Annotated in this window: 24 protein-coding genes; 11 read left to right on the top strand and 13 right to left on the bottom strand. The window is 56.1% G+C overall.

All coding sequences use genetic code 11. From position 1 onward, the window contains the following. Positions 1-7: 7 nt before the first annotated feature. The 6 genes from urtD to Electrica_RS11870 all read right to left on the bottom strand — a co-directional run bounded on the left by urtD (position 8) and on the right by Electrica_RS11870 (position 6713). The gene (urtD, locus tag Electrica_RS11895; RefSeq protein WP_100683793.1) at positions 8-805 is read right to left on the bottom strand and encodes an urea ABC transporter ATP-binding protein UrtD; all 798 of its coding nucleotides are present in this window, start codon (positions 803-805) and stop codon (positions 8-10) included. Further along, a complete protein-coding gene (gene urtC, locus Electrica_RS11890; protein WP_100683794.1) occupies positions 805-1878 on the bottom strand; it encodes an urea ABC transporter permease subunit UrtC in 1074 nt (357 codons plus the stop codon). Before urtC ends, urtD begins: the two co-directional genes overlap by 1 nt. Then, complete coding sequence (urtB, locus tag Electrica_RS11885; RefSeq protein ID WP_141964553.1) at positions 1878-3443, bottom strand: urea ABC transporter permease subunit UrtB; 1566 nt, start codon at positions 3441-3443, stop codon at positions 1878-1880. The genes urtC and urtB overlap by 1 nt, the downstream gene beginning before the upstream one ends. A gap of 137 nt (positions 3444-3580) precedes the next feature. After that, positions 3581-4852, bottom strand: a complete 1272-nt coding sequence (gene urtA / locus Electrica_RS11880; protein ID WP_100683796.1) for an urea ABC transporter substrate-binding protein — start codon at positions 4850-4852, stop codon at positions 3581-3583. Between the two features lie 174 nt (positions 4853-5026). After that, positions 5027-6130, bottom strand: coding sequence for a cobalamin-independent methionine synthase II family protein (locus Electrica_RS11875; protein WP_100683797.1), 1104 nt, complete (start codon positions 6128-6130; stop codon positions 5027-5029). 190 nt (positions 6131-6320) lie between these two features. Then, entirely contained in the window at positions 6321-6713 is a 393-nt protein-coding gene (locus Electrica_RS11870) for a rhodanese-like domain-containing protein (RefSeq protein ID WP_141964552.1), read from the bottom strand. A 68-nt stretch (positions 6714-6781) separates the two neighbouring features. On the opposite strand from Electrica_RS11870, the gene ftrA reads away from it, so the two are divergent. Together ftrA and mgtS are read left to right on the top strand one after the other, a co-directional pair. After that, positions 6782-7795 carry a transcriptional regulator FtrA gene (gene ftrA, locus Electrica_RS11865; RefSeq protein WP_141964551.1) on the top strand — a complete coding sequence of 338 codons (1014 nt, stop codon included), beginning with the start codon at positions 6782-6784 and terminating at the stop codon, positions 7793-7795. Positions 7796-7951: 156 nt separating this feature from the next. Further along, a complete protein-coding gene (mgtS, locus tag Electrica_RS11860; RefSeq protein WP_004102377.1) occupies positions 7952-8047 on the top strand; it encodes a protein MgtS in 96 nt (31 codons plus the stop codon). Positions 8048-8327: 280 nt separating this feature from the next. On the opposite strand, the gene Electrica_RS11855 is transcribed toward mgtS, so the two are convergent. Further along, positions 8328-8528: a hypothetical protein gene (locus Electrica_RS11855; protein WP_141964550.1), complete on the bottom strand. Its 201-nt coding sequence runs from the start codon at positions 8526-8528 to the stop codon at positions 8328-8330. Positions 8529-9477: 949 nt separating this feature from the next. Between Electrica_RS11855 and Electrica_RS11850 the strand changes: the two genes are divergently transcribed. The 4 genes from Electrica_RS11850 to Electrica_RS11835 all read left to right on the top strand — a co-directional run bounded on the left by Electrica_RS11850 (position 9478) and on the right by Electrica_RS11835 (position 12843). After that, positions 9478-10485 carry an AraC family transcriptional regulator gene (locus tag Electrica_RS11850; protein WP_141964549.1) on the top strand — a complete coding sequence of 336 codons (1008 nt, stop codon included), beginning with the start codon at positions 9478-9480 and terminating at the stop codon, positions 10483-10485. 11 nt (positions 10486-10496) lie between these two features. Next, entirely contained in the window at positions 10497-11171 is a 675-nt protein-coding gene (locus Electrica_RS11845; RefSeq protein ID WP_141964548.1) for an NAD(P)H-binding protein, read from the top strand. Between the two features lie 195 nt (positions 11172-11366). Continuing rightward, positions 11367-12197 carry an oxidoreductase gene (locus Electrica_RS11840; protein ID WP_141964547.1) on the top strand — a complete coding sequence of 277 codons (831 nt, stop codon included), beginning with the start codon at positions 11367-11369 and terminating at the stop codon, positions 12195-12197. Positions 12198-12549: 352 nt separating this feature from the next. After that, positions 12550-12843 carry a YciI family protein gene (locus Electrica_RS11835; protein WP_100683800.1) on the top strand — a complete coding sequence of 98 codons (294 nt, stop codon included), beginning with the start codon at positions 12550-12552 and terminating at the stop codon, positions 12841-12843. A gap of 503 nt (positions 12844-13346) precedes the next feature. Here the strand turns inward: Electrica_RS11835 and Electrica_RS11830 are convergent. Continuing rightward, complete coding sequence (locus tag Electrica_RS11830) at positions 13347-13805, bottom strand: winged helix-turn-helix transcriptional regulator (protein WP_141964546.1); 459 nt, start codon at positions 13803-13805, stop codon at positions 13347-13349. Positions 13806-13866: 61 nt separating this feature from the next. On the opposite strand from Electrica_RS11830, the gene Electrica_RS11825 reads away from it, so the two are divergent. Then, positions 13867-14103 carry a tautomerase family protein gene (locus Electrica_RS11825; protein ID WP_100683802.1) on the top strand — a complete coding sequence of 79 codons (237 nt, stop codon included), beginning with the start codon at positions 13867-13869 and terminating at the stop codon, positions 14101-14103. Between the two features lie 362 nt (positions 14104-14465). Here the strand turns inward: Electrica_RS11825 and Electrica_RS28420 are convergent, their stop codons facing one another. Together Electrica_RS28420 and Electrica_RS11820 are read right to left on the bottom strand one after the other, a co-directional pair. Beyond that, positions 14466-14618, bottom strand: a complete 153-nt coding sequence (locus Electrica_RS28420; protein WP_165457201.1) for a hypothetical protein — start codon at positions 14616-14618, stop codon at positions 14466-14468. Between the two features lie 254 nt (positions 14619-14872). Beyond that, positions 14873-15391, bottom strand: a complete 519-nt coding sequence (locus Electrica_RS11820; RefSeq protein ID WP_141964545.1) for an anti-virulence regulator CigR family protein — start codon at positions 15389-15391, stop codon at positions 14873-14875. A gap of 278 nt (positions 15392-15669) precedes the next feature. On the opposite strand from Electrica_RS11820, the gene Electrica_RS11815 reads away from it, so the two are divergent. After that, positions 15670-16212: a GNAT family N-acetyltransferase gene (locus tag Electrica_RS11815; protein ID WP_141964544.1), complete on the top strand. Its 543-nt coding sequence runs from the start codon at positions 15670-15672 to the stop codon at positions 16210-16212. Between the two features lie 145 nt (positions 16213-16357). Here Electrica_RS11815 and Electrica_RS11810 read toward each other — a convergent pair whose 3' ends face one another. After that, positions 16358-16939 carry a cytochrome b/b6 domain-containing protein gene (locus tag Electrica_RS11810; protein WP_142255885.1) on the bottom strand — a complete coding sequence of 194 codons (582 nt, stop codon included), beginning with the start codon at positions 16937-16939 and terminating at the stop codon, positions 16358-16360. 247 nt (positions 16940-17186) lie between these two features. Between Electrica_RS11810 and Electrica_RS11805 the strand changes: the two genes are divergently transcribed. Then, the gene (locus Electrica_RS11805; protein WP_141964543.1) at positions 17187-17966 is read left to right on the top strand and encodes a MerR family transcriptional regulator; all 780 of its coding nucleotides are present in this window, start codon (positions 17187-17189) and stop codon (positions 17964-17966) included. A 217-nt stretch (positions 17967-18183) separates the two neighbouring features. Next, positions 18184-19143, top strand: coding sequence for a YbgA family protein (locus tag Electrica_RS11800; protein WP_141964542.1), 960 nt, complete (start codon positions 18184-18186; stop codon positions 19141-19143). A gap of 56 nt (positions 19144-19199) precedes the next feature. Here the strand turns inward: Electrica_RS11800 and Electrica_RS11795 are convergent, their stop codons facing one another. Both Electrica_RS11795 and Electrica_RS11790 read right to left on the bottom strand, forming a co-directional pair. Next, positions 19200-19763 (bottom strand): YagU family protein, encoded by a 564-nt coding sequence (locus tag Electrica_RS11795; RefSeq protein ID WP_141964541.1) that lies wholly within the window; start codon positions 19761-19763, stop codon positions 19200-19202. Between the two features lie 587 nt (positions 19764-20350). After that, positions 20351-21415 (bottom strand): LacI family DNA-binding transcriptional regulator, encoded by a 1065-nt coding sequence (locus tag Electrica_RS11790; protein WP_141964540.1) that lies wholly within the window; start codon positions 21413-21415, stop codon positions 20351-20353. A gap of 220 nt (positions 21416-21635) precedes the next feature. Here Electrica_RS11790 and Electrica_RS11785 point away from each other — a divergent pair, with 220 nt between their 5' ends. Beyond that, the gene (locus tag Electrica_RS11785) at positions 21636-24743 is read left to right on the top strand and encodes a beta-galactosidase (protein WP_141964539.1); all 3108 of its coding nucleotides are present in this window, start codon (positions 21636-21638) and stop codon (positions 24741-24743) included. Positions 24744-24840 lie beyond the last annotated feature (97 nt).

Genomic DNA, 24840 nt, shown 5'->3' with positions numbered 1-24840 from the left:
GCTCTCCTTAACGACCGAGATACACTTCAATCACCTGCTCATTCGCCTGCACCTCGCGCAGCGAGCCCTCCGCCAGCACCTGGCCCTGATGCAACACCGTGACCCGGTCAGCGATAGTTTCGACAAACCCCATATCGTGCTCCACCACCATCAGGGAATGTTGCCCGGCGAGGGTACGAAACAGCTCGGCGGTGTACTCGGTTTCAGCATCGGTCATCCCGGCGGCGGGCTCATCCAGCAGCAACAGATGCGGCTCCTGGACCAGCAGCATGCCAATCTCGAGAAACTGTTTTTGTCCGTGCGAAAGCAGCCCTGCCGGACGCGCGCGTTCGCCATCAAGACGCAGCAGGCGCAGAATGTCGCTGATGCGGTCCTCCTGCTCGCCGTTCAGCCGCGCCCGCAGGCTGGCCCAGACCGACTTATCGCCTTTCAGCGCCAGCTCAAGGTTTTCGGCGACGGTCAGCGCCTCAAACACCGTCGGTTTCTGAAACTTACGGCCGATCCCCTGGCGGGCGATAGCGATAGGGTCAAGTCCGAGCAGGTCGATCGACTGGTCATACCGCGCCCTGCCGCTCTGTGGCCGGGTTTTGCCGGTAATCACATCCATCAGCGTCGTTTTTCCGGCGCCGTTCGGCCCGATAATGCAGCGCAGTTCGCCCACGCCAATCTGCAACGAGAGATCCGTCAGCGCCTGAAAACCATCAAAATTGACGTTGATGTTCTCCAGCTCAAGCACCGGGTCGGTCTGCTCGCGAAAGCGGTCCGTGGGCTGCTGGCGGGTAAAAAGGCCTTCATCCGGTTGCATCAGCGGTCTCCTTTACGTAGCAGGCCAATCACCCCGCGAGGTAAAAACAGGGTCACGATGATAAATATCAGGCCAAGAAACAGTTGCCAGTATTCCGGCATAGTGACGGTGAACAGGCTTTTCGCGCCGTTCACCAGCCCGGCGCCAAGCACCGGGCCAATTAAGGTGCCGCGCCCGCCAAGCGCGACCCAAATAGCCGCTTCAATAGAGTTGGTCGGTGACATTTCGCTGGGGTTAATAATCCCCACCTGAGGCACGTACAGCGCGCCCGCCAGGCCACACAGCACCGCCGAGAGCGTCCATACCAGCAGCTTAAATCCGCGCGGATCGTATCCGCAGAACATCAGCCGGTTTTCCGCATCACGCACCGCCGTCAGGATCCGGCCGAATTTGCTCTGCGCCAGCAGATAGCCGATTCCTAAGGTCAGCAGCAGCAGTAAAACCGTGACCATAAACAGCGCGGCCCGCGTGCTGGTCGCGGTCACGGAATAACCCAGCAGCGTGGTGAATCCGGTAAAACCGTTGTTGCCGCCAAAACCGGTCTCGTTGCGGAAAAAGAGCAGCATGCCGGCGTAGGTCAACGCCTGGGTCATGATTGAGAAGTAGACACCTTTGATTTTAGAGCGGAAAGCAAACCAGCCGAAGACCAGCGCCAGCAGGCCCGGAACCAGCACCACCAGCAGCATCGCCCAGGCAAAATGCTGAGTGCCCCACCAGAACCACGGCAGCTCGCTCCATGACAGAAAAGACATGAACGCCGGCAGACCGTCGCCCGCCGCCTGACGCATCAGATACATGCCCATCGCATAGCCGCCGAGGGCGAAAAAGATGCCGTGGCCCAGCGACAGCATACCGGCGTAGCCCCAGACCAGATCCAGCGCCACGGCGACAATGGCGTAACAGAGGATTTTACCGGTCAGGGTCAGCAGCCAGGTGGAGACCGCCAGCGGATGCGACTGCGGCAGCAGCGCTAAAAAGGGCATGCTCAGTAGCCCGAGCACCAGCAATCCGCCGAGCCACTGCAGCGGTCGCGGCGCTTTGCGCGCCAGCGTCAAAGTAATAGGTTGGCTCATCAGTCAATTACCCTCCCTTTCAAGGCAAACAGCCCCTGCGGACGTTTCTGAATAAACAGAATGATCAGCACCAGAATCAGGATCTTACCCAGCACCGCCCCGAGCTGCGGTTCGAGGATTTTGTTGAAGATCCCCAGGCCAAAAGCCGCCACCACGCTTCCCGCCAGCTGGCCGACGCCGCCAAGCACCACCACCAGGAATGAATCGATGATATAGCCCTGACCCAGCTCCGGACCGACGTTACCCAGCTGCGACAGCGCCACGCCCCCCAGTCCGGCGATACCCGAACCGAGACCAAACGCCAGCATATCCACTCGCCCGGTCGGCACACCGCAGCAGGCGGCCATCGCCCGGTTTTGGGTCACCGCCCGCACGTTCATGCCTAAGCGCGTTTTATTGAGAATTAACCAGGTGAAGAACAGCACCAGCAGCACAAAGCCGAGCACCGCCAGGCGGTTCCACGGCAGGATCAGGTTCGGCAGAACCTGCAAGCCGCCGGAGAGCCAGGCCGGGTTGGCCACTTCCAGGTTCTGGGCGCCGAACAGCATGCGCACCAGTTGGATCAGCATCAGGCTAATCCCCCAGGTGGCCAGCAGCGTCTCCAGCGGGCGACCATAGAGATGACGAATGATGGTACGTTCCAGCGCCATGCCGATGCCGCCGGTTATCAGGAAGGCGACCGGCAGCGCGATCAGCGGATAAAAAGCCAGCCACTGCGGCGCCAGTTGAGCCAGCGCCTGCTGCACCAGCCAGCAACTGTAGGCGCCAATCATCAGCATCTCGCCATGCGCCATATTGATGACGCCCAGCAGCCCGTAGGTGATGGCCAGCCCCAGCGCCGCCAGCAGCAAAACCGACCCCAGCGACAGCCCCATAAACGCCTGGCCGAGAATATCGCCGAGCAGCAGACGCTGTTTAATCTGGCTCAGGCTGTTTGCCGCCGCATCGCGCACGCGAGCGTCCGGCTCATGTTGCAGATCGGTATACGGAATCAGCAGGGCCTGGGTATCCGGATCCACGGAGTGGCCGAGCCGTTCAACGGCGGCCAGCCGACTGGCGCTGTCGGGGCTGGCAAGCTGCAAACGGGCCAGCGCAATTTCCAGCTGCGCTTTAACGCCTTCATCAGTTTCAACCGCCAGCCGTTGTTGTAACAGCCCGGCCATTTCCGCCGTCGCTTCCCGCTGCAACGTTCTGGCGGCAGCGGCCCTTTCCGTGACACTGTCACTGACCAGCAGATGCGTAGCCAGCGCCCCGGCGACCAGGTTACGCAGGCGATTGGTGAGGCGAACCGGTTTTATCGCCCCTTGTGGCGTGGGCGTAGCCCCCAGCGCCTGCTGCTGGCTGAAGGCGTGGCCGCTCTCGTCCGCCACCAGGGTTTCCGCTTTCAACGCCCGCAGCAGCGGCAGCCGCTGTGCGTCCGGCGCGGCGGCCCACTGTTCCAGCAGGCGCGCCTGCTGGGTGCGGTTGGCCGCCACAAAATCATCCGCATCCGCTGCCTGCGCCTGCCACGGCGCGATCATCACCAGTAGCGCGAGGTAATACCCCACTATGCGCCATGTGCTCATGAGTATCTCCTTGGGTCATTTCCCCGTTAACGCTAACGAGGGTAGCACGGGAGTCCGGGACATCCCCGGCGGCGCTGGCGCTGACCGGGGCTACAGATGTCGCCCCGGCAAAGCGTTCGCGCCCGCGTGAGAGGCGCTTAATTCGCGGCGGTTTTTACCGGATGATCGGGTTTCTTATCGTTGCCAGCGATCCACGGGCTCCACGGCTGAGCGCGTACCGGCTTATCGGTCTGCCAGACGACATTGAACTGACCGTTGCTTTCGATTTCGCCAATCATCACCGGTTTGTGCAGATGGTGATTGGTCGCATCCATGGTCAGAGTAAATCCTGATGGCGCGTTGAAGGTCTGGCCAGCCATCGCTGCCCGTACCTTATCGACATTGGTGGTCCCCGCTTTGGTGACCGCCTGGGCCCACATGTGCAGCCCAACCCAGGTGGCTTCCATCGGATCGTTAGTCACCACGGTGTCGGCGTTTGGCAGCTTGTGGGCTTTGGCATAGGCGCGGTAATCCGCCACAAACTGTTTGTTGGTCGGGTTATCAAGCGACTCAAAGTAGTTCCACGCCGCCAGGTTCCCCACCAGCGGTTTGGTATCAATCCCGCGCAGCTCCTCTTCGCCCACCGAGAAGGCCACCACCGGCACATCGGTCGCTTTCAGACCCTGGTTTGCCAGCTCTTTATAAAACGGGACGTTGGAGTCGCCGTTGATGGTTGACACCACCGCCGTTTTGCCGCCGGCGGAGAATTTCTTGATATTGGCGACGATAGTCTGGTAATCGCTGTAACCGAACGGGGTATAGACCTCTTCGATGTCTTTATCCTGGATCCCTTTTGCATGCAGGAAGGCGCGCAGAATTTTGTTGGTGGTACGCGGGTAGACGTAATCGGTGCCCAGCAGGAAGAAGCGTTTCGCCCCGCCGCCATCTTCGCTCAGCAGATATTCCACCGCCGGGATCGCCTGCTGATTCGGCGCTGCGCCGGTATAGAAGACGTTTGGCGACATCTCTTCGCCTTCGTACTGCACCGGATAGAACAGCAGACCGTTGAGCTCTTCAAAAACCGGCAGCACCGATTTGCGCGACACCGATGTCCAGCAGCCAAAGACCGCCGCCACTTTGTCCTGGGTCAGCAGCTGGCGGGCTTTTTCCGCGAACAGCGGCCAGTTTGAGGCGGGATCGACCACCACCGGCTCGAGCTTTTTCCCCAGCACGCCGCCTTTGGCGTTAATGTCGTCAATCGCCATCAGCGCCACGTCTTTCAACGGCGTTTCGGAAATCGCCATGGTCCCGGAGAGCGAATGCATAATCCCGACTTTAATCGTGTCGGCGGCATAAACCTGGAAAGAGTAGCCCATGAGAACGGTAGAGGCGGAGAGTGCAAAAGCTTTTAATAATGTTCGACGCTGCATGATTCACTCCTGAAAATCGCAAAAACGAAAATGAATAAACGACTAGCCGGAAGTGATAAGGCAAAAACGGTGCCAGGTTATCTGGCGGCGGGAAAGCGCGCGGCGGCGCGGCGGGCGTAAAACGGACCGGCAGCGTTGCCTCAAAACGGTGCAACGCTGCGCGATGAAGGGCGGTTACCAGACCTGAGCGGCGATCCCGGTGACCAGGCGGACTTTATCCCACTGCTGAGCTTCCGTCAGCGCGTTCCCCTCTTCGGTTGAGGCGAAGCCACACTGCGGGCTGAGGCAAATCTGCTGCAGCGCGACATACTGCGCAGCCTCCTGCAGACGGGCTTTTACTCCTTGCGGGTTTTCCAGCTCGCCGTTTTTGGTGGTGATTAATCCCAGTACCACCTGCTGCTTGCCCGGACGGATAAAGCGCAGCGGGGCGAAATCGCCGGAGCGGTCATTATCGTACTCAAGGAAGAACGCATCGACGTTGACGCCGCCAAACAGCACCTCAGCGACCGGCTCATAGCCGCCTTCGGAAATCCAGGTGGAACGGAAGTTACCGCGACATACGTGCAGGCCGATGGTCAAATCGTCCGGTTTGCCTTCCAGAGCCTGGTTCAGAACGCGGGCATAAATACGCGCCAGTTCATCCGGGTCCTCGCCGCGATCGCGTACCTGCTGACGCTGTTCATCGGAGCACAGATAGGCCCAGACGGTATCGTCAAGCTGCAGATAGCGGCAGCCGGCATCATAGAAGGCGCGGATGGCATCGCGCCAGGTGGTCGCCAGATCGTCGAAGTAGTCGGCGAGGTCCGGGTAAACCGTGGCGTCGATATCTTTACGCCCGCCGCGGAAATGGAGCACGCTTGGGCTTGGAATGGTCATCTTCGGCTGCGCTTCACCGCTGACGCTTTTCAGATAACGAAAATCTTCCAGCATCGGATGATCGCCAAACGCCAGTTTGCCGATGACCCGAACGCCGTGGGCTTTGGTCTGCACGCCGTTGAACTGGATCCCTTTGTCGGCATCGTAGCGTTCAACGCCTTCTAACCCATCGAAGAAATCGAAGTGCCACCATGCGCGGCGAAATTCGCCGTCGGTCACCACGTGCAGCCCGCAATCGCACTGCTGCTGAACCAACTGGCGAATGGCATCATTTTCAATCTGGCGCAATTGCTGCGCATCTATGGCGCCTTCGGCAAGCTGCTGACGCGCGACTTTTATTGCATCCGGACGTAAAAAACTGCCGACGATATCTGCGCGGAACGGGGCCTGTTGACGTTGCATGGTGTCTCCTTAGCGGTAAGCACAATTAGTTGCCTGCCGTGATAGTTCATTATTTGAATTTTAGACTTCTGGATGGCTATATGTCCAGATACTGTCATGCACTGCCGTCAGCGGCAAACGAGAAAATTTCATCGGACATGAAATAAATTCATTTTGCAGCCGGCTGCCGGCAGGAAACCGGCCGCGAAAGTCAGTCGGCGAAAGGCAGCCCCTCGTCCTGCCAGCCGGTGAGGCCGCCGAGCATCATTTTGACCGGACGCCCGAGTTCAGCCAGCTTGAGAGCGGCAATATCCGCGCCGTTGCAGTGTGGGCCGGCGCAATAGACGACGAACAGCGTCTCAGCTGGCCACGCGCTCATTCGGGCGCTATCGATCAGGCGATGCGGCAAATGCAGCGCCCCGGGCAGATGCCGCCGGGCAAAGGTCTCCGCGCTGCCGACGACGTGCAGCAGGACAAAATCGCCCGCCCCGCTGCGTATGGCGCTGTAAACATCCGCGCAGTCGGTTTCGAAACTCAGTTTATGCCGGAACCAGGCGGCAGCGTCGGCGGAGGTGGCTGGGGGAAAAGCGGTTACAACACTCATGGCGTATTCTCCTTGTCTGTGGTACCACTAATTTAATGAATCCCCCCACCGAACCTCTGCCGGCAACCATGACAGAAAACGTTGAAATCCTGACAAATCCTCCCCTGACCTTGTCGCGCCACCGGGTGGTTGTGCTGGCCTATGATGGCCTGTGCACCTTTGAGTTTGGGATCGCGGTGGAGATCTTTGGTCTTCCTCGCCCGGAGATGGGCGAGCGCTGGTACCAGTTCGCGGTCGCCGCCATCGATGACGGTGAGCTGCGGGCTACCGGCGGGATCCGTCTGATGACCGACGGCGGGATGAATTTGCTTCACGATGCGCAGACTATCGTGGTCCCCGGCTGGCGCGGGATCGATGCGCCGGTCCCGGCGGCGCTGTGCGATGCCTTAGCCGCCGCCCATGCCCGCGGTTGCCGGATTATCTCAATCTGCTCCGGCGTCTTTGTCCTCGCGGCGGCCGGGTTGCTCAATGGCCGCAGGGCGACAACGCACTGGCGATATACGGAAACCCTGCGCCAGCGCTTCCCGTCGATCGACGTGGTCGCCGATGTGCTGTACGTGGGTTCTGACGGCATCATGACCTCCGCGGGCAGCGCCGCTGGTATCGACCTGTGTCTGCACCTCGTGCGCGAGGATTACGGCATTGACGCCGCCAATACCGTGGCCAGGCGGCTGGTTGTCTCTCCGCACCGCGACGGCGCGCAGGCGCAGCAGGTGGTCCGCCCCGTCGCCCAGGCGCGGGAAAGCCAGCGCCTGGGGCTGGTGTTTGATTATCTGCATCAGCATCTCGCCGCCAGCCATACCGTGGCGTCGCTGGCCCGGCAGGCGGGAATGAGTCCCCGCACGTTTTTACGCCGTTTTCAGGCGGCGACCGGCAAAACCCCTGCCCGCTGGCTGCTGGATGAGCGGTTGCAGCGCGCGCAGCAGCATCTGACCCATAGCCGCATCAGCATCGATAAAATCGCCGAACTTAGCGGGTTCGCCGATGCCGGTACTCTGCGTCACCATTTTCGTCAGCAGTTCGCTATCAGCCCGTCGGCATACCGGAAGAAGTTTTCTGCCGCTGCGGTTGTAAAATCGTAACAGGCTCATCATTCACCGCACGCTTGATTTCACGCGGAAAAGATTTTTCTTGTTAATTATTTGTTTAAGTTGACCAGGTTATTCTTTATGCAACAACCGTACACTATGTTCAATAAGGATCGCTTAGCGCACACTCATCAATAATGGAGGTTAATCATGCTGGGAAATATGCATGTATTCATGGCAGTACTGGGAACAATTCTGTTCTTTGGTTTTCTTGCCGCGTATCTAAGCCACAAATGGGATGACTGATGAACGACGATAATCCCCACCCGTAACCGCCCCCTGCTGCTGACTGCACCAGGGGGCGTTCCGCTTTTGGCTTCCCGATCATCGTGTTACCTGGTTTCTGCCGTTTAGCCTGCGTTCCTGATTGCAACCAACCGTTGCTGACCAGTCTTATGCACCCCGCACATCGTTTAACTCCGGACATTTATTTTTCCGCCAACTTTCGACACCTGTATCTGGAGATACAAAACAGGCTCTTAAGGATTCATGTTATGCAACGAATTGAATATCTGTCAGAAAATCCTTAAGGATGCTGTAATACAGAGTTATCCCGGCCAGAAGACACATAAAAAACGCCAGCACAGTTATCCAGGTTCTCATCTGTGACTCTCTGCTGCTCTGGATGCTCGTGAACGGCTTTAAATTGCGTGTAAAGGTAGTAATACATCGCAGAGCTTGCCGCAAGACAACCGACAAAGAACAATGCGCCGCCTATTTTTTTCACAACACGACCCCTTTATCGTTTTCTGTAAAATACCCGATAAAAGGTAAATATTGCTTCAACCTTCGCCTGACATTGGTTAACCAAAAGTAAACGGACAACAAGCCCACAGCACAGGTGCTGTAAACAGGTTCACCGCCGGGACTCGACTCTTGCTCGCAACAGTGCTCTGACCAGGGAAAGCGCTCAGGCCTCTTGTTTTCATTTGTATTACGACGATGTGACAGGGGTGCTGATGCAGGTTCCTCTCGCGAACACCCCTGTCATATCGACGGAAAGCAAAAACGACGCTGAACGACGTGTTGTAAGATACTGATTTATAAGTTTTACTGGAGGCTAGAGGTGCGAGCGATATTTACGTCTGAATCGATAGTCCATTACTAAAGTGATAGCAACTACACTGCCAATCCACAGCAGGCCAAGGCCTAATTCAACGACACTCATAATTTTTAACACCCATACAATTAATACGGCTGCAAATATTAGACATCGCAAGGACGTCCTACGCAAACGTTTTCGTTGCTTTTTTATGACAAAAATATTAATTGAATATTAATTGCGCTGACACTGTTCATCATTATAGCAGCCTATTTTTTGAACAAGGAAATTCTTCTGTCCATGATTCGATGGCGACACAGTATGTGAAGTTTCTACGCCGGGTGGTTTCAGTCTACGGTCGGCAAAGTCGGCCCTGTTGGTCCGCGAAAGCAGCTTGCCAAAGAAGAGCGGGAACCGCGGCAGCACCCGGCGGCATGGCGCACGGCCGTCGCTGAGTCTTCCGATCTGCTGCTGACCCTGTGTCTGTGCATGACGATGGCTGGCCCTACCCGGGCGAATATAGATGGTGGCGTGACTGGCCGTAATGATGGCGCATTTTGCCTGTAGCATTCCGGTTTAACTGAATATGATGCTAGCTTTAGCGCTGTAAAATATTTACTGCAGGAACCTGAGTATGGCACGTAACCGCACCTTCTCTCTCAATATCGGCTGGAGAACGCTGCTCAAAGACGCCGGGCTGACGCCTGAAGACATACTGCGCAGGGCTGGCTTGCCAGATGATACGTTTTCAAGGACCGAGCGCGGTCTTGATACTGATGAATATATTCGTTTGTGGCATGCCCTTGAAGCCGGGATGAATCATCCCGCGTTCCCCCTTCCCCTTGTCGACAAAGTTTCTGCGGAAGTGTTTGATCCGCCGCTTTTCGCTGCGCTGTGCAGCACGGATATGATGCAGGCGGTCCAGCGGTTGGCCCGATATAAGCAGCTCATTGCCCCTATGGTGCTGGAAACGGCCGTTGATCATAACGGCATTCTGACGGTTTCACCGCGCTGGTTATCCGCCGCGGACATCCCCGTCTCTCTACAGATCGCAGAACTGGCGTTTTTACTGCGACTGGTACGCCTTGCAACACGCGAACCGGTCAGGGCATTAAACGTCCTGCTCCCGCAGCCTCCCATGGCTGCGCAGGCGGGCCACTTTACCCACTTCTTCGGTACAGCCATCTCGCACGGCGAAAAGCCGGCTATCCGCTTTGCCGCCACGGATGCTCTGCGGCCTTTTTTGACGGTAAATGAAGGGATGTGGCAGGTCTTTGAACCTGAGCTGCGACGCCGTCTCAGCCAGCTGGATGCAACGGCGTCAACCGCTGAACGCGTGCATGCGGTACTTCTGGAGCTGTTGCCGGGTAACGAAGCCACCCTTGAAAAAACCGCAGAGCGCCTGGGGATGAGTAAACGCACACTGCAGCGCAGGCTTGAGGATGAGGGGGAGAATTTCCGCGCCCTCATCAACACCTGCCGCGAAAATCTGGCCCGCCACTATCTGTGCAACACCCGTCTGCCCGGTTATGAAATCGCATTCTTACTTGGTTTTGAAGACCCCAATTCATTTTATCGCGCCTTTATGACCTGGACAGGCCAGACCCCTGAAACGGTCCGGGCAGTCAGGCACCCTGGTTAAAAGAGAACGTCATGACAAGCTCTGAAAAACATCGCGTTGTATTACTTGCAGGTGCCTCGGGCCTGGTAGGCGGGCAGTTGCTGCAGCTTCTGCTGAATGACCCGGGAGTGTCCTGCATCCACGCCCTGAGCCGTAAACCACTCAGCGTCAGCAATCCCAAATTGCAGGTCCATGTGGTTGATTTTACATCCCTGCCACAGCTTCCTCCTGCCGATGAGGCCTACCTTGTACTGGGCACAACAATAAAAATTGCAGGCAGTAAAGAGGCGTTCCGGGCGGTGGATTTTGACGCTAATCTGGCCGTTGCGCAGGCAGCGATACGGGCTGGGGTCAGCCGTATCGGGCTGGTCAGCGCTGGCGGAGCGAATGCCAGGTCATCAATGTTTTATACCCGGGTTAAGGGAGAGCTGGAGGAGGCGCTCAGAGCCTTGCCGTTAACCACGCTGGTCATTGCACGCCCCTCTTTGTTGCTTGACTCTCGTTCCGGGCTGGGACAGCCAGTTCGCCTCGGTGAAATTATTTCCATACCAATAGCCCGGCTGTTGTCTCCCGTCCTTCCCGGGGCTTACAAACCCGTAAGGGCTCTGGCTGTTGCCCGGGCGCTGGCGCAAAAGGTCCCCGTCAGTAAGGGGGTTGTTGTTCTGTCTTCTGACCAGTTGATCAAACCGGGAAGTGGGTCAGCGTGACGATAGCGGCGTGAGCGCGCTGGGGGCTGATGTGGTGATCGCCGGCGATATACTGCCATGGGCGCGCGGTATCTGATGTCAGCACTTTCCATGTTGTTACGTGTGGCGCCTTTAGCAAGCGTTCTGGCGCGTAACACAAGATAGATAAGGCATCGGTTCAGGCAAACTGGACGCCGTTCATTGATTGAGGTGCCTATGTTTACTCAGGAAAAGAAAACCGCGCTGGTCACCGGCGCTTCGTCCGGTATGGGTAAGGCCATTGCCCGTCGTCTGATTCAGGATGGCTATCAGGTGTACGCTGCCGCCCGTCATGTCGAAAAAATGACGGATCTGGTCAGTCTTGGCGCACAGTCGCTGCGGATGGATATTTCTGTCGATGAGGAGATGGTGTCCGGCGTGGCCACCATTCTGGCCCAGACCGGCGGTGTTGATGTACTGGTTAACAATGCCGGTTTTGGCCTCTATGGCCCCGTAGAAGAGATCGGTCTTGACGAAGCGCGCTATCAGTTTGAGGTTAATCTGTTCGGTGCCGCGCGGCTCACGCAGTTGCTGCTCCCGGCAATGAGGGCCAGACGCTCCGGGCATATTGTCAATATCACCTCCATGGGGGGAAAGATGTACAGCATTCTGGGGGCCTGGTACCACGCAACTAAACACGCGCTGGAAGGGTGGTCAGACTGCCTCAGGCTGGAAGTCGCTGAGTTCGGGATCAAGGTCGTTATTGTTGAACCGGGGATAATAGAGACCGGCTTCGGCGATGCTGCCAGCGACAGTATTGTCAAACGTTCGGCCAACGGACCTTATGGTCGCCAGGTGAAAATGGTGGCCAGGTCGATAAAAAAAACGTACGGACAAGGTACAGGCAGCGAACCGGAGGTCATTGCGGAAGTGGTGTCCCGCGCTGTTTATAGCCGTAACCCGCGTACGCGGTATGCGGCGGGTAAGTTTGCCCGGCTGCTTATCCGCATGCGCGTCTGGCTGGGCGACCGTATATTCGACCGCATTATTCTCAGTCAGACCCGCTGACAGGTAAACAGAGGAATGACATTTAACACATGATCATGGCAGCGAAAACCTGCTTTATCACAGGGGCCGCTCGTGGGTTTGGTCATCTCCGGACTGAAGCGGCTCTGGTCTGGAGGGATAATTCAGGATTGCTCAACCCTTTTTCCTGGCTATCCCCTATCCCCTCTTCGCCAACGCCGGTTGAGCAGCATAATTTGCAATACTGGCGTTTACGACACCGGCTCCGCTTGATGTTGTCCATCAGCGACGTGTACATAAGCGAGGCTTCCCGGATGATGGCGGGAAGTTATTCTTCTTCTTTACCTTCTCTGGTGCTAGCATTCTATGGCTTTCTTTTTACAAGGACTTTGAAATGAGTATCATTTATGTGGTTGTTCTGACTTATATAAAACCGCTAGAAGACGTTGACTCGCAATTACCAGACCATGTCGAGTGGCTGAAGAAAGGTTATTCCGATGGTGTATTTTTAACCTCCGGAAGGCGCATTCCGCGTAATGGCGGCGTTATTCTCGCCAAATGTGACAGCCTTGAATCTCTGGAAGCCCGCCTTAGCCAGGATCCATTCCAAAAATTCAATATTGCTAAAGCGGAAATTATTCCCTTTGAAGCCACGATGAAAGCTACGTTACTGGAAAATATTTTTTGAGTTTATTGCGGCTCAGTCGCTTATATTGAGCCGCCCGCATAGAACCGCTTCTCGTCCTGAAAGCCCCCCGTCACACCCGCGTTTCTCACGCCACCGACCGCAGCCAATATCTTCGCCCGCGTTTTCAGCCTGGCGGGTTATTTTGCTCCACCAGCGTCGGGAACGGACACCCTCCCTTTTATGCCGGGACAGACAAGCCATCCTCGCACTCACCAACTTCGTCAGGGAACTGTTCGGACCAGAAACATCTGGAAACACCTGGATTTTTCCTGGATGATGGATAGCGTGCAAAGTCGCACACAGCAATCATGTCATGAAGTATTTTCCCCTTGAGTGTGCCTGCTCAAGGGGATTTTTTACCGATGCATTGCACCGGGATGAAATAGCCTGCACCCGATGGATGCGACGCACTGATTAAATCACTCTGCGGATCCACTCGTTCGTTCATCAGGATGTACTGATGCCGCTTGACGCGCGTGTTGATCAATTATTTCTTAGTGAAATTAACTTTTACAAGCCACTATCTGTATATTTTTAGCCTCAACAACCTCGCCACTGGCCGAGACAAATGCTCCGTATACTGCTTCGCCACTTGCTTTATCAACTAAAGAAATATGGGGATCATCATGCAGTATATTTTTATGCCCCCATGCCATCAGGGAAAAAAGGATCGGTGCGAGGCTGCGCCCTTTTGGCGTGAGAACGTACTCGTAGCGTTCCCGTGTACCTTCCTCTTGATAAGGGATTTTGCAAAGCAGGCCGAGGTCTGTCATTTTTTTTAACCGGTTCGCCAGGGTCTGCTTCGTTATCTTCGTATGGCAACGTATCGTTTCAAAGCGAGTAACACCATAGAAAGCCTCTCTTAGAATCAACAAAACCCATTGATCGCCAAGCAGTTCTGCGGCTGCCGCGAGCCCACACAGCTCAGGCAGCAAATACGGCAGTGAATTATCTTTTGACATCTCTTGTTTTACCTTTTAACCTGAGTATGATTTTAAGACCTAGATATTCATGGAGAATACAATGCCTTTCGTCAATGTGCAAACCATTAAAGGAATTATGAGTCCGGAGCAAAAAAATGAGCTGTTACGTCGCATGACCGATCTGATCGTGGAAATTGAAGGCCGCGGCGATCCTGAATTTCGCCGCTCGGTATGGGTGAGGATTGATGAATATGAACCTGAGCAGTGGAGTCTGGGGGGAATACAACCCACATCTGAAATGATTGCGGCAAAATTCTCATCGCCACGGCAATCCTGATCTGCCGCGTTCGTCGTTTAATTACCACGACGACACCAGGTTAAGAGAATAAAGTGTGGCCCGCCAGCGGACAGCATGCATGTCCGCTCCTCGCTCGGATCCAACCCGCTGGCCCTGAACACTGGCTGTTTTACGCCAGGGCGGACGTTACCGGGATATCGCCATGAATCCGGTAGCGGGAAAGTCAACCGCCCGGAAGCAATACGCGAACCATACCGGTTGATAAAAACCCATTATTTAACCATAACATCTTGTTTAAGCAAGAAATATTTAACCAAACTTTCATGCTTAAACAAGCATCCCACCACAGCCATTATCCACCTGGCATGACGGAAAGCGTGGTTAAGTCGCCACAGAGGTTTTCAGCTGCTGTCGGGCAAATCACCGTCATTTTTTTTCTCCACCCAGTTTCCGTTGCTGTCTCTCACAACCTCAACGAACTCGCCTGTTGGCGAAGGTGAGCCGCCCTCATCCTCCCACTCGCTTAAGGATTGCTGCCACTCTTCCTGCGTCATAACTTTTCCTGTGACAGAATTCCGTAAATAAATCATCGTCATCCCCCGTAATATAATCACCGTCATCACTACTATTATAGGTGAAATCTACCATTATCCATTTTGCCCGTGCGGCGAAAGAATACATTATTCTTCCGGAGGCAGAATCCAGGGCCTTATAAAATTCCATCACTGCGTTTCAGCCCTGCCTGATCCTGCATTTTTGCCATAAAAAAGCCCCGCATTTGCGGGGCCTCAGAATAAGCGCTGTATTACTAGTCAAAAACACCATTAATAATGGCTGTGACAATGGCGGTACTTAATGCGACCAGCACCAAATCATCGCCAACCGCACGCCATTCATATCCAGGATAATAGGGCAAATCATGAATCATGGATGCCGGGAGCGTTTTCTTCGCAATCCCCGGAGGCAATGGCTTGCCGCGGACTAAATTCTTAGCAATACCGGGAGGGAGCGCCTGATAGCCAACCAGGCCATAATTTACGGCCAGGGAGCGCGCCCGCGAGAAGCTGATATCGGAGTCGACATGGTCTGGTTTTCCATAGTTCTTGCGATTGCCATGATCCACATCGGACTTCCCATTTCCCTGGCCCTTGTTGCTATGGTCTCCGCCGTTGCCATGATTACCGCTGTTTCCGTGGTTACCACCGCCATTGCCATTGCCATGCCCACCGCCATTTCCGTTTCCTGGGTTTGCATAAACCGGTGCCGCAAGGACAGCAAGAGATATAACCGCCGCAAGTGCAGTTTTGAGAGTGCGACGCTTAAACATGATGATCGTTCCTTAAGATTAAGTTGACACTTTAAACATATGCCAAAGAAATACCCTTCACAATTTCATGTTTTCCTATTTTTCGAATATTCCCCGTGTGACCGAATGGGTGAAAAAAACAGAGGCCCTCGCCGGCGAAAATCGCCCGCCATGGCGCATCATTCACATCGCGACTTCAGACGATGAACCGGGCATCGTCGGCGTTTTCGAAAGGGTTGAGGAGATCCCTGGATGAATGTTAATTTAGGCCCAAACCCATCCCGGCGATTTATCACTCTATGATCGTAGCAACGACTTCACGACTTTTTATTCGTTCCTTTAAGGAACAAGATGCCCTGCCGCTGCTGGAATATCTGTCTTCACCGCGCGTCCCCTGTTTTGAGGATGAAAAGCTCGATTCACTTGCGCAAGCAAGGGAAGAGGTCATGAAAAGAGCCAGCGATGCAAGCCAGTTTGCCGTATGCCTCAAGGAAACGGATCAACTCATTGGGCATTTGTTTGCCGATAACCGCGAAGAACCGGACCACAATACCTGGTCCGTGGGTTGGCATTTTAATCAGCGCTATGAGGGTCAGGGCTTTGCGACGGAAGCGGTTTCCGCGCTTTTTCACTACCTGTTTACGGCAAGAGAAGCCCGGCGCTTATATGCCTATGTTGAGGACTATAACCAGACCTCTCAGAGACTCTGTGAACGCCTGCATATGCGTCGGGAAGGGTGTTTTAAAGAGTTTGTTTCGTTTGTGACCGCCAGCGGCGAAGAACAATATGACGATACCTGCATCTATGCCCTGCTGAAAAAAGAGTGGCTACTGGCCATTTAAAGCGGAGCGTCGCAGCGGTATTCACGGCTTGCGCATTGCCGTCAGGTTAAAGCCTGACGGCGGTTTTAGCGCGAGGAAAAAGGGTATTTGACAAAAGCGCCGTTGCTCTGGTTCCAGAATGAGCCGCTTGCTCGCGGTCACGAGATTATTCCGTCGCCGGGTTATTCCTTTGACTGCGGACTTTGAGGAAAATATGCAGTAATCCCATGGCTCCGTGGGCCCAGAAATAAGTTTCAATGAATACGGTCAGGAATTTATGCAGGCCCAGGACCTCATGCGCCAGCGCCGAGGATGGACCAAACGCCGTATTCAGCACAAACCACAACCCGCCGCACAAAGCAACGCCCAACAGCGCCACAACACCAAGCCCCTGAATCAATGCCGCCACTCCCCCGGCATGCGCTTCGGGAAGACGCAATGAAATGAGCGTCTTGAGATCGGTAGCGATGCCGCGAAAATCGAGCTTCAGCCAGGCAAAATAGTAATCAAAACCACGCTGCGTCAGCATCCAGATGAGCATCGTAATACCCAACACAATCAATGAAAATCCACAGATAATGTGCAGCCACGTCACCCATCCTGTCAGGGTAACATCGCCGAGGGCTTCGCTTTCAGTCAGTTGAGAGTTGATAATCTGGAATAAAACCAATAGCGCCACGCTGATATGTAGCGCACGAAAAAAAGGGGTGTCCCGGTGAGGGAGAGCATGACATAACGGGTCTTTCATTTTCATCATTTAACCATTTTGTTGATGGCAACGTTGCTTTCCTCAGTATCGTTGCACTTAATTAACGAAACCTTAAAGCCACACGGAAACGGTCAATTTATTGCCCTGCAGAATCAGCAGGACGTTCGGGTATTTTGTGTCGAATACCGGGAAACCACGCGGGTCAACGCTCCCGTACGGCATTGAACATTTACCCGGGAATAATTCATAGTATATTGGGACTATCCTCTCTTTTCAGGTCTCCCTCATGTCTTACTCCATCGGTGAATTTGCCCGGCTTTGCGGGATCAACCCCACCACGCTTCGCGCCTGGCAGCGTCGATATGGCCTGCTAAAACCGCAACGGACCGAGGGGGGACACCGTCTGTACAGTGATGATGATGTTCAACAGGCGCTCAACATTCTCGACTGGGTGCAAAAAGGCGTTCCCGTCAGCCAGATAAAGCCCCTGCTGGATAACCCCGTCGCCAGGCGGACTGACCACTGGTCCAGCCTGCAGGAAAGTATGCTGCAGCGATTGAAAGAGGGAAAAATCGACGCCCTGCGCCAGTTGATCTACGATTCAGGCCGCGAGTCCCCTCGCCAGGAACTGGTTGCTAAAGTGTTGCGTCCGCTGCGTAGTAAGCTGTCTGCCCGCCTCCCGACGGTGATGACGCTGCGCGAGATTCTCGATGGGATCATTATCGCCTATACCTCGTTTTGCCTCGAAGGCGACAAAAAAGCGCCGGGAGATAGCGTGCTGATAGCCGGCTGGCATCTCTCCGACCCTGGCGAAATCTGGCTGGAGGCCCTCGCCCGTACCGGTCAGGGCCATCGCATCGATCTCCTTCCTCTCCCGCCGGCAGCTCTGGCTCCCGAGATTTTTCCGCAACGAAACTGGCTGCTGGTCACCTCCGGAAAACTCACCGCGGCCCGCCAGGAGCAGATCGCATGCTGGCGGCGGCAGGTCAACGCCCTCGACGTTATCTCCCTCTCCGGCGCGGATATCTCGCCGGACACGACCCGCGACACACGCCAAAAAGAGTGAGTTCCGGGGCTTTTCCACATCGCATGACGGAAAAGCCCAGGAGAAAACCGACGAATATAACCTGATGAATTAAATAGATAATAATAAATACCCTCACCAATACTTGGACAAATATTAGTTATTGTGTAAGTTTTAAGTATGCGAAGACGTCGCATGGCCCGGCAACAACCGGTCCACCCCGTTCTTCCTGCAACGAATGCAATAAGAGGATGGCAGCATGAACAGGCAACCCGCGGTCGGTATCAGCGCATGTTTAACCGGCTCAGCCGTTCGATTTGACGGTGGGCATAAACGTATGGGCTTTGTGATGGATGAACTGGCGGATTGGGTCACCTTTCAACCCGTCTGCCCGGAGATGGCTATCGGCCTGCCCGTTCCTCGCCCGGCCCTGCGTCTGGTGCAAACCCGCGAAGGAACCATCCAGATGCATTTTAGTCAAACGCCTCACGACGATGTAACGGAGAAAATGGTCGGATTTACCGCGGCATTTCTCCCCAGCGTCGACGCCCTTTCTGGCTTTGTTGTCTGTGCTAAATCGCCCAGCTGCGGTATGGAGCGCGTACGGCTGTATGACGAAAAAGGCAACCGCGGACGCAAAGAGGGGGTGGGGATCTTCACGCAGAAATTGCTGATGCACTACCCGTGGCTGCCCGTGGAAGAGGATGGCCGCCTGCACGACCCGGTGCTGCGGGAAAACTTTGTCGAACGCGTCTTCGCGCTACACCAGCTAAATACCCTGCGCGCGCAGGGGCTCAGCCGTCGCGCGCTACTGGACTTCCATAGCCAGTACAAGCTGCAGCTGCTGGCGCATGATCAGGCAGGCTATCGCGAAATTGGGCCTTTCGTTGCCTCCCTCCACCAGTGGGAGGATCTGGATGCCTTCTTTGTCGCTTACCGCGCAAAGCTGATGGCTATTCTGCAGCAACCCGCTTCGCGGAAAAACCATACTAACGTGCTGATGCATATTCAGGGTTACTTCCGCGATCGGCTCAATAGCCGCCAGCGCGGGGAACTTCGCGAGGTGATCCTTAACTATCGCGCCGGTTTACTGCCGATACTCGCGCCGATCACCTTACTGAAACACTACCTGGCCGAATTCCCGGATAGCTACCTGCTGACGCAAAACTACTTTAACCCCTATCCCCAGGATTTAGGGCTGCGCCTGGGCCTCCTCTGAGGAGATAAAACGGGCCCGCCGTAGCGAGCCCGTCACTGACATCGCTTTTCCCGCTATTATCTGAACGGTGAATTCAGCGCAACTTCGGCATCAGGTTCATGCGTAATGCGGTTTCGCAGATCGCGACGGATCATCTCTATCGCCCAGAACCAGAAAATATGCCCGACCAGTTCCGAAATATATTCATCGGCGGGAATATGAAGCAGAGAAGGCGTCAGACCTAATAAAGGGAAAGAGATCCAGTGAACGGCGATGGTGGCGACAATACCCGCCCATGCCCCTTGCCATAATTTCACTTTGGGGAACACTTCCGCCACCAGGCAATAGCCAATGGCAAAGACCAGCGAGAAAATAATATGCGTGACCATCACCGGATTGATGATGTGTTCCGAAAAGGTATAAACGGTGTGAGTCGGATCAATCCCAAGGTAATCACGTAAAAAAAGATAAGGCGGGTTAAATTCATCCCTGCCCCCGGAGAAAGTACGGGGCGGTAACGGAACTTCAGCCCCCCACTTCACAAATGCCGACATCAGACCCGCAACGATCCCAACCCCTAATGCCACGCCATAACGTCGGCGCCCAGGTTCCGTTTGTGCAAAAAAATCCTTGATAGCCATTAATTACCACCTGATTATTTTTCGAATGAATACATTAGCTATGTTTAATATTACTCATGGTATGGCATATTGATCGCGATCACACTTTTGTCTATGAGAACAATTTTTATTCAGATCCCTTTGCCTGTCGTGTCAATGAGTTAGCTGCAAACGGCATACCTTTCCCCCGCTGGAAATCACCACATCGCAGAATAAAGGATTTGTTTTCGTTCTGTCGCTGGCGAGTCAGGCGTTAATGTCGCGCTTGCTGGAGATCTTTTTTAACCCGGATCCCCCGCCCCTGCTCAGTAGCATTTTATTCTGGTTTAAAAACTATAACCCGCGAGAACCATCGCACCACCCCGTGAAAAACAGAGCGTTTATTCTTCCGGATGCGCAATTAATGCGCAAAGTGCAGAATAAAAGAAAATAGCGGTGACAAATGCGGAAATAGCGGCAAAAAAAAACCGCCAGATAGCTGGCGGTGAATAAATGCTTGCATGGATAGATTGTGTTTTGCATTTTACGCAGAGGCAATGTCCATCTCCTTCTACGTCTGACCGTACGCTAGCATAGTTATCTTCAATAAAAGTTAAACCGCAATCCGCTTAGAGTTTATCCACCAGCGCTTTGAGCTCGGCAATCAGCGGCTCGCGGTGAGACTCTCCCTCACGCGGCCAGGTTGACTGACGGACGACCAGGCGGGTGGGTAGCAGTTCACAAATAGGCACCTGCGGCGCCGCCATCTGCTGGGTCAGCAGTTCCACCGCGCGTTTACCCAGCAGATCGAAGTTCTGCGCCACGGTGGTCAGCGGCGGCTGAAAGTAAAGACTGTCCGCCGTATCGTCGTAGCCGGTGACCGAGATGGCGCTGTGACCGGTGCGGTTAAGCTGCGCCAGCGCGCTGAGTACCCCTAATGCCATCTGGTCATTGGCCACGACGATGGCGCTGATCCGCGGCTGCAGATGAAGCAGCTCAAAGGTTTTCTGCCAGCCGCTGGCGGCGCTCCAGTCGCCAAATACCGTCACGGCCTGGCTCATCCCCAGACGATGCAATGTTTCCCGCCAGCTGCCCAGGCGCATCCGGGCGGAGACCGAGCTTTCCGGGCCGGCCAGCAGGCCAAACTCGCGATGGCCGAGTTCCCAGAGATGGCGCACGCAGGCGCCGCAGCCGTCACGATGATCAAAGCGCACGCAGGAGACCTCCGTCTCCGGCGACACATCAAGAAACAGACAGGCAATATCGGGATTTTCCTTCACCAGCCGTTCCGCGATGCTGCTCTCCAGCGGCAGGCTGATAATCGCGCCGCGAATATGCTGAGCACGGAACTCATCCAGCCGGGTCTGCAGTGAAGCGTAGTCGCTGCGTTCCGGCATGGCGATGGATACCTCCAGCTGATGAGCGCCAGCATGGCTTTTCACCGCCGAGGCGATTTGTGACGGCGCGTGCAGCGTCAGCGACGCCGTAATCAGCCCAATTGAAGGCGCCGCTTTTCCCGCCAGCAGCTGCGCCGAACGGTTAGGAACATAATGCAGCGCCTGCATCGCGCGGATCACTTTCTCGCGGGTCCGCGCGGAGACTACATCGGGACGATTCAGCACCCGGGAGACCGTTTGCTGCGAAACACCGGCCTCGTGGGCCACATCGTCTAAGGTTGCCGAACGCCGCTGCATAATCCCCCCTGTCTGCGCAAAATTGGTCTGATGACGGCAAATGTCGCCCGCTAACATTTTATGTCTTATTGACGACAAAAATCAGCGTTTACCCTGGAGTTTCGTGATCGTGAGTCGGTTTCATTTTCGCCAGTATTGCGGCCTGAAGAAAAATACCTGATAACGACATCATCATTGTCTAGCGAATGACATTTTTCTCACTTATCCGTCAGGTATGCCGATGCAACAACATGACTCAAACGCGGTTCGCTCGTTGACGTTTCAGGACGTGCTGGCCCGTGAAGACTGGCAAAATCAGACCATTACTCACCTTAACCGCTTAGCGGCTCGCCCCTCGTTTGCCAGCTGGCGATCCCTCGACGACGCCCGGGACAACCGCCCTTCCGACCGCCTCCGCCTGCTTGACGGGCAGTGGCAGTTCTCCTGGTCCCCCAGCCCGTTTGCCGTCGATTCCCGCTGGCTCGAGCGCGATCCCGATACGAGCCGCAGCACGCCGGTGCCCTCTAACTGGCAGATGGAAGGCTACGACGCGCCTATTTATACCAACGTTCGCTACCCCATCGATACGCCGCCGCCGCGGGTGCCGGAAGAGAATCCGACCGGCCTGTACTCGCTCAACGTCACCCTGGAGCAAAGCTGGCTGGCCGATGGCCTGACGCAAATTATTTTTGACGGCGTTAACTCCGCGTTTCATCTGTGGTGCAACGGCGTGTGGGTCGGTTATTCCCAGGATAGCCGGCTGCCGGCGGCTTTCGATCTCACCCCCTACCTGCGGGCGGGCGAAAACCGGCTGTGCGTGATGGTCATGCGCTGGAGCGCGGGCAGCTGGCTGGAAGATCAGGATATGTGGCGCATGAGCGGGATTTTCCGCTCGGTGTGGCTGCTCAACAAACCGCAGCAGCACCTGAGCGATGTGCAGATATCCCCGCTGCTGGATGCGCTGTATCGCGATGGCGAACTGCGGGTCAATCTGACCATCGCCGCCGCCGACGAACAGCTGGCCGGGCTGGAGGCTGAAGTCAGCCTGTGGGACGGCGAACAGCTGATTGCCCGCCAGCGCCAGCGGCCAGGTTCTGCGCCGGTTGATGAACGGGGCCATTATGCCGAACGGGCAACGCTGGCGCTGGCGGTGGAAAAACCGCGGCAATGGAGCGCGGAAACGCCCCACTGCTATCGTAGCGTGGTTGCTCTGTGGCGCGGCGAAGAGCTGGTCGAAGCCGAAGCTTGGGACATCGGCTTTCGCCGGGTGGAAATCAGCAACGGCCTGTTGCTGCTCAACGGCAAACCGCTGCTGATCCGCGGGGTGAACCGCCATGAGCACCACCATCAGCGCGGCCAGGTGGTGAGCGAAGAGGATATGCTGCAGGACATTCTGCTGATGAAGCAGAATAACTTTAACGCCGTACGCTGCTCGCACTATCCCAACGCCGCACGCTGGTATGAACTGTGCAACCGCTACGGCCTGTACGTGGTCGATGAGGCGAACATCGAAACCCATGGCATGGTGCCAATGAACCGCCTGTCCGACGATCCGGCCTGGCTGCCGGCCTACAGCGCTCGCATCACCCGGATGTTGCAAAGCCACCGTAACCATCCGTCGATTATTATCTGGTCGCTGGGGAACGAGTCCGGCTGCGGCGCCAACCATGAAGCCATGTATCGCTGGCTGAAACGCGAAGATCCTACGCGGCCGGTCCAGTACGAAGGCGGTGGTGCCGACAGCGCGGCGACCGATATTATCTGCCCGATGTACGCCCGCGTGGAACGCGATCAGCCGATTCCAGCAGTGCCGAAATGGGGCATTAAAAAGTGGATTGGTCTGCCCGGCGAACAGCGACCGCTGATCCTCTGCGAATACGCTCACGCGATGGGCAACAGTCTCGGTAATTTTGCCGATTACTGGCAGGCCTTCCGGGAATATCCGCGCCTGCAGGGCGGATTTATCTGGGACTGGGCGGATCAGGCCATCGAAAAAACCTTCGATGACGGCAGCGTGGGCTGGGCCTACGGCGGCGATTTTGGCGACAAGCCGAACGACCGCCAGTTCTGTATGAACGGGCTGGTATTCCCGGATCGCCGCCCTCATCCTGCGCTGACTGAAGCAAAACATGCCCAGCAATATTTCCAGTTTGCTCTGCTGGCGCACTCCCCGCTGCAGATCGCGGTCGAGAGCGAATACCTGTTCCGCGCCACGGATAATGAAGTGCTGAACTGGCAGGTGCAGTCCGCCGGCGAAACCGTGGCCAGCGGCAGCCTTACGCTGAACCTCACGCCGCAGGGCCACGGCGATTTTACCTTGTGCGACCACCTGACCTTACCGCCAGGCGCCAGAGAGGTCTGGCTGACGCTGGAGGTTGTTCAGCCGCAGGCGACGCCGTGGTCTGCTGCCGGGCACCGCGTGGCCTGGGCGCAGTTCGCCCTCGCCGCCCCGCTGGCCTTACCGGCGCCCGCCGTCGTCGGTCCAGCGCCGGAGCTGACCATCGATGATGAGCGCTTCACCGTCCGTCAGGGATCCCAGCAATGGATTATCGATCGTCAGAGCGGCCTGTTAACTCACTGGCTGGCGGAAGGCGCAGAGCAACTGCTGTCTCCGCTGCGCGACCAGTTCGTTCGCGCCCCGCTGGACAACGATATCGGCGTGAGCGAGACGGATCGTATCGACCCCAACGCCTGGGTTGAGCGCTGGAAAAGCGCCGGACTTTATACTCTCGATGTGCGCTGCGTCCAGTGTACCGCGCAGCGCCTGGCCCATGAGACCATCGTCGACAGCCGCTGGCACTATCTGCGCGGCGACGAAGTGGTCATCGTCAGCCAGTGGCGAATGACCTTTACCCGCGATGGCCGCCTGCACCTGACGGTGAGCGGCGAGCGGGCCGGGACGCTGCCGCCGCTGCCGCGCGTGGGCCTGCACTTCCAGGTTCCTGACCAGCATGCTCCGGTCTCCTGGCTCGGCTACGGGCCGCATGAAAACTATCCTGACCGCAAGAGCAGCGCCTGTTTCTCCCGCTGGCAGCTTCCGCTGGAAGCGATGAGCACGCCCTATATTTTCCCGACAGAAAACGGCCTGCGCTGCGACAACAAAGCGCTGGACTGGGGGCGCTGGCAGGTGACCGGCGACTTCCACTTCTCGGTTCAGCCCTACAGCACCGCGCAACTGATGGAAACCGACCACTGGCACCGGATGACCCCGGAAAAAGGCGTCTGGATAACCCTCGACGGCGCGCATATGGGCGTCGGCGGCGATGACTCCTGGACACCGAGCGTGCTGCCGCAGTGGCTGCTGCTCGGGACCCGCTGGCAGTACCAGCTCTCTGTGTCTCTACGCTAAACCCTCAACGGGGGCTCGCGCCCCCTTTAAAACGGCTATACCCGCATATTCGGGATGCAGCGTGGCGGAAATGGGCAGAAACCGGGCCAAAAGACCG

It is taken from the genome of Klebsiella electrica (assembly GCF_006711645.1).
Lineage (GTDB): Bacteria > Pseudomonadota > Gammaproteobacteria > Enterobacterales > Enterobacteriaceae > Klebsiella > Klebsiella electrica.
This window is presented reverse-complemented; position numbering and strand designations above follow the sequence as displayed.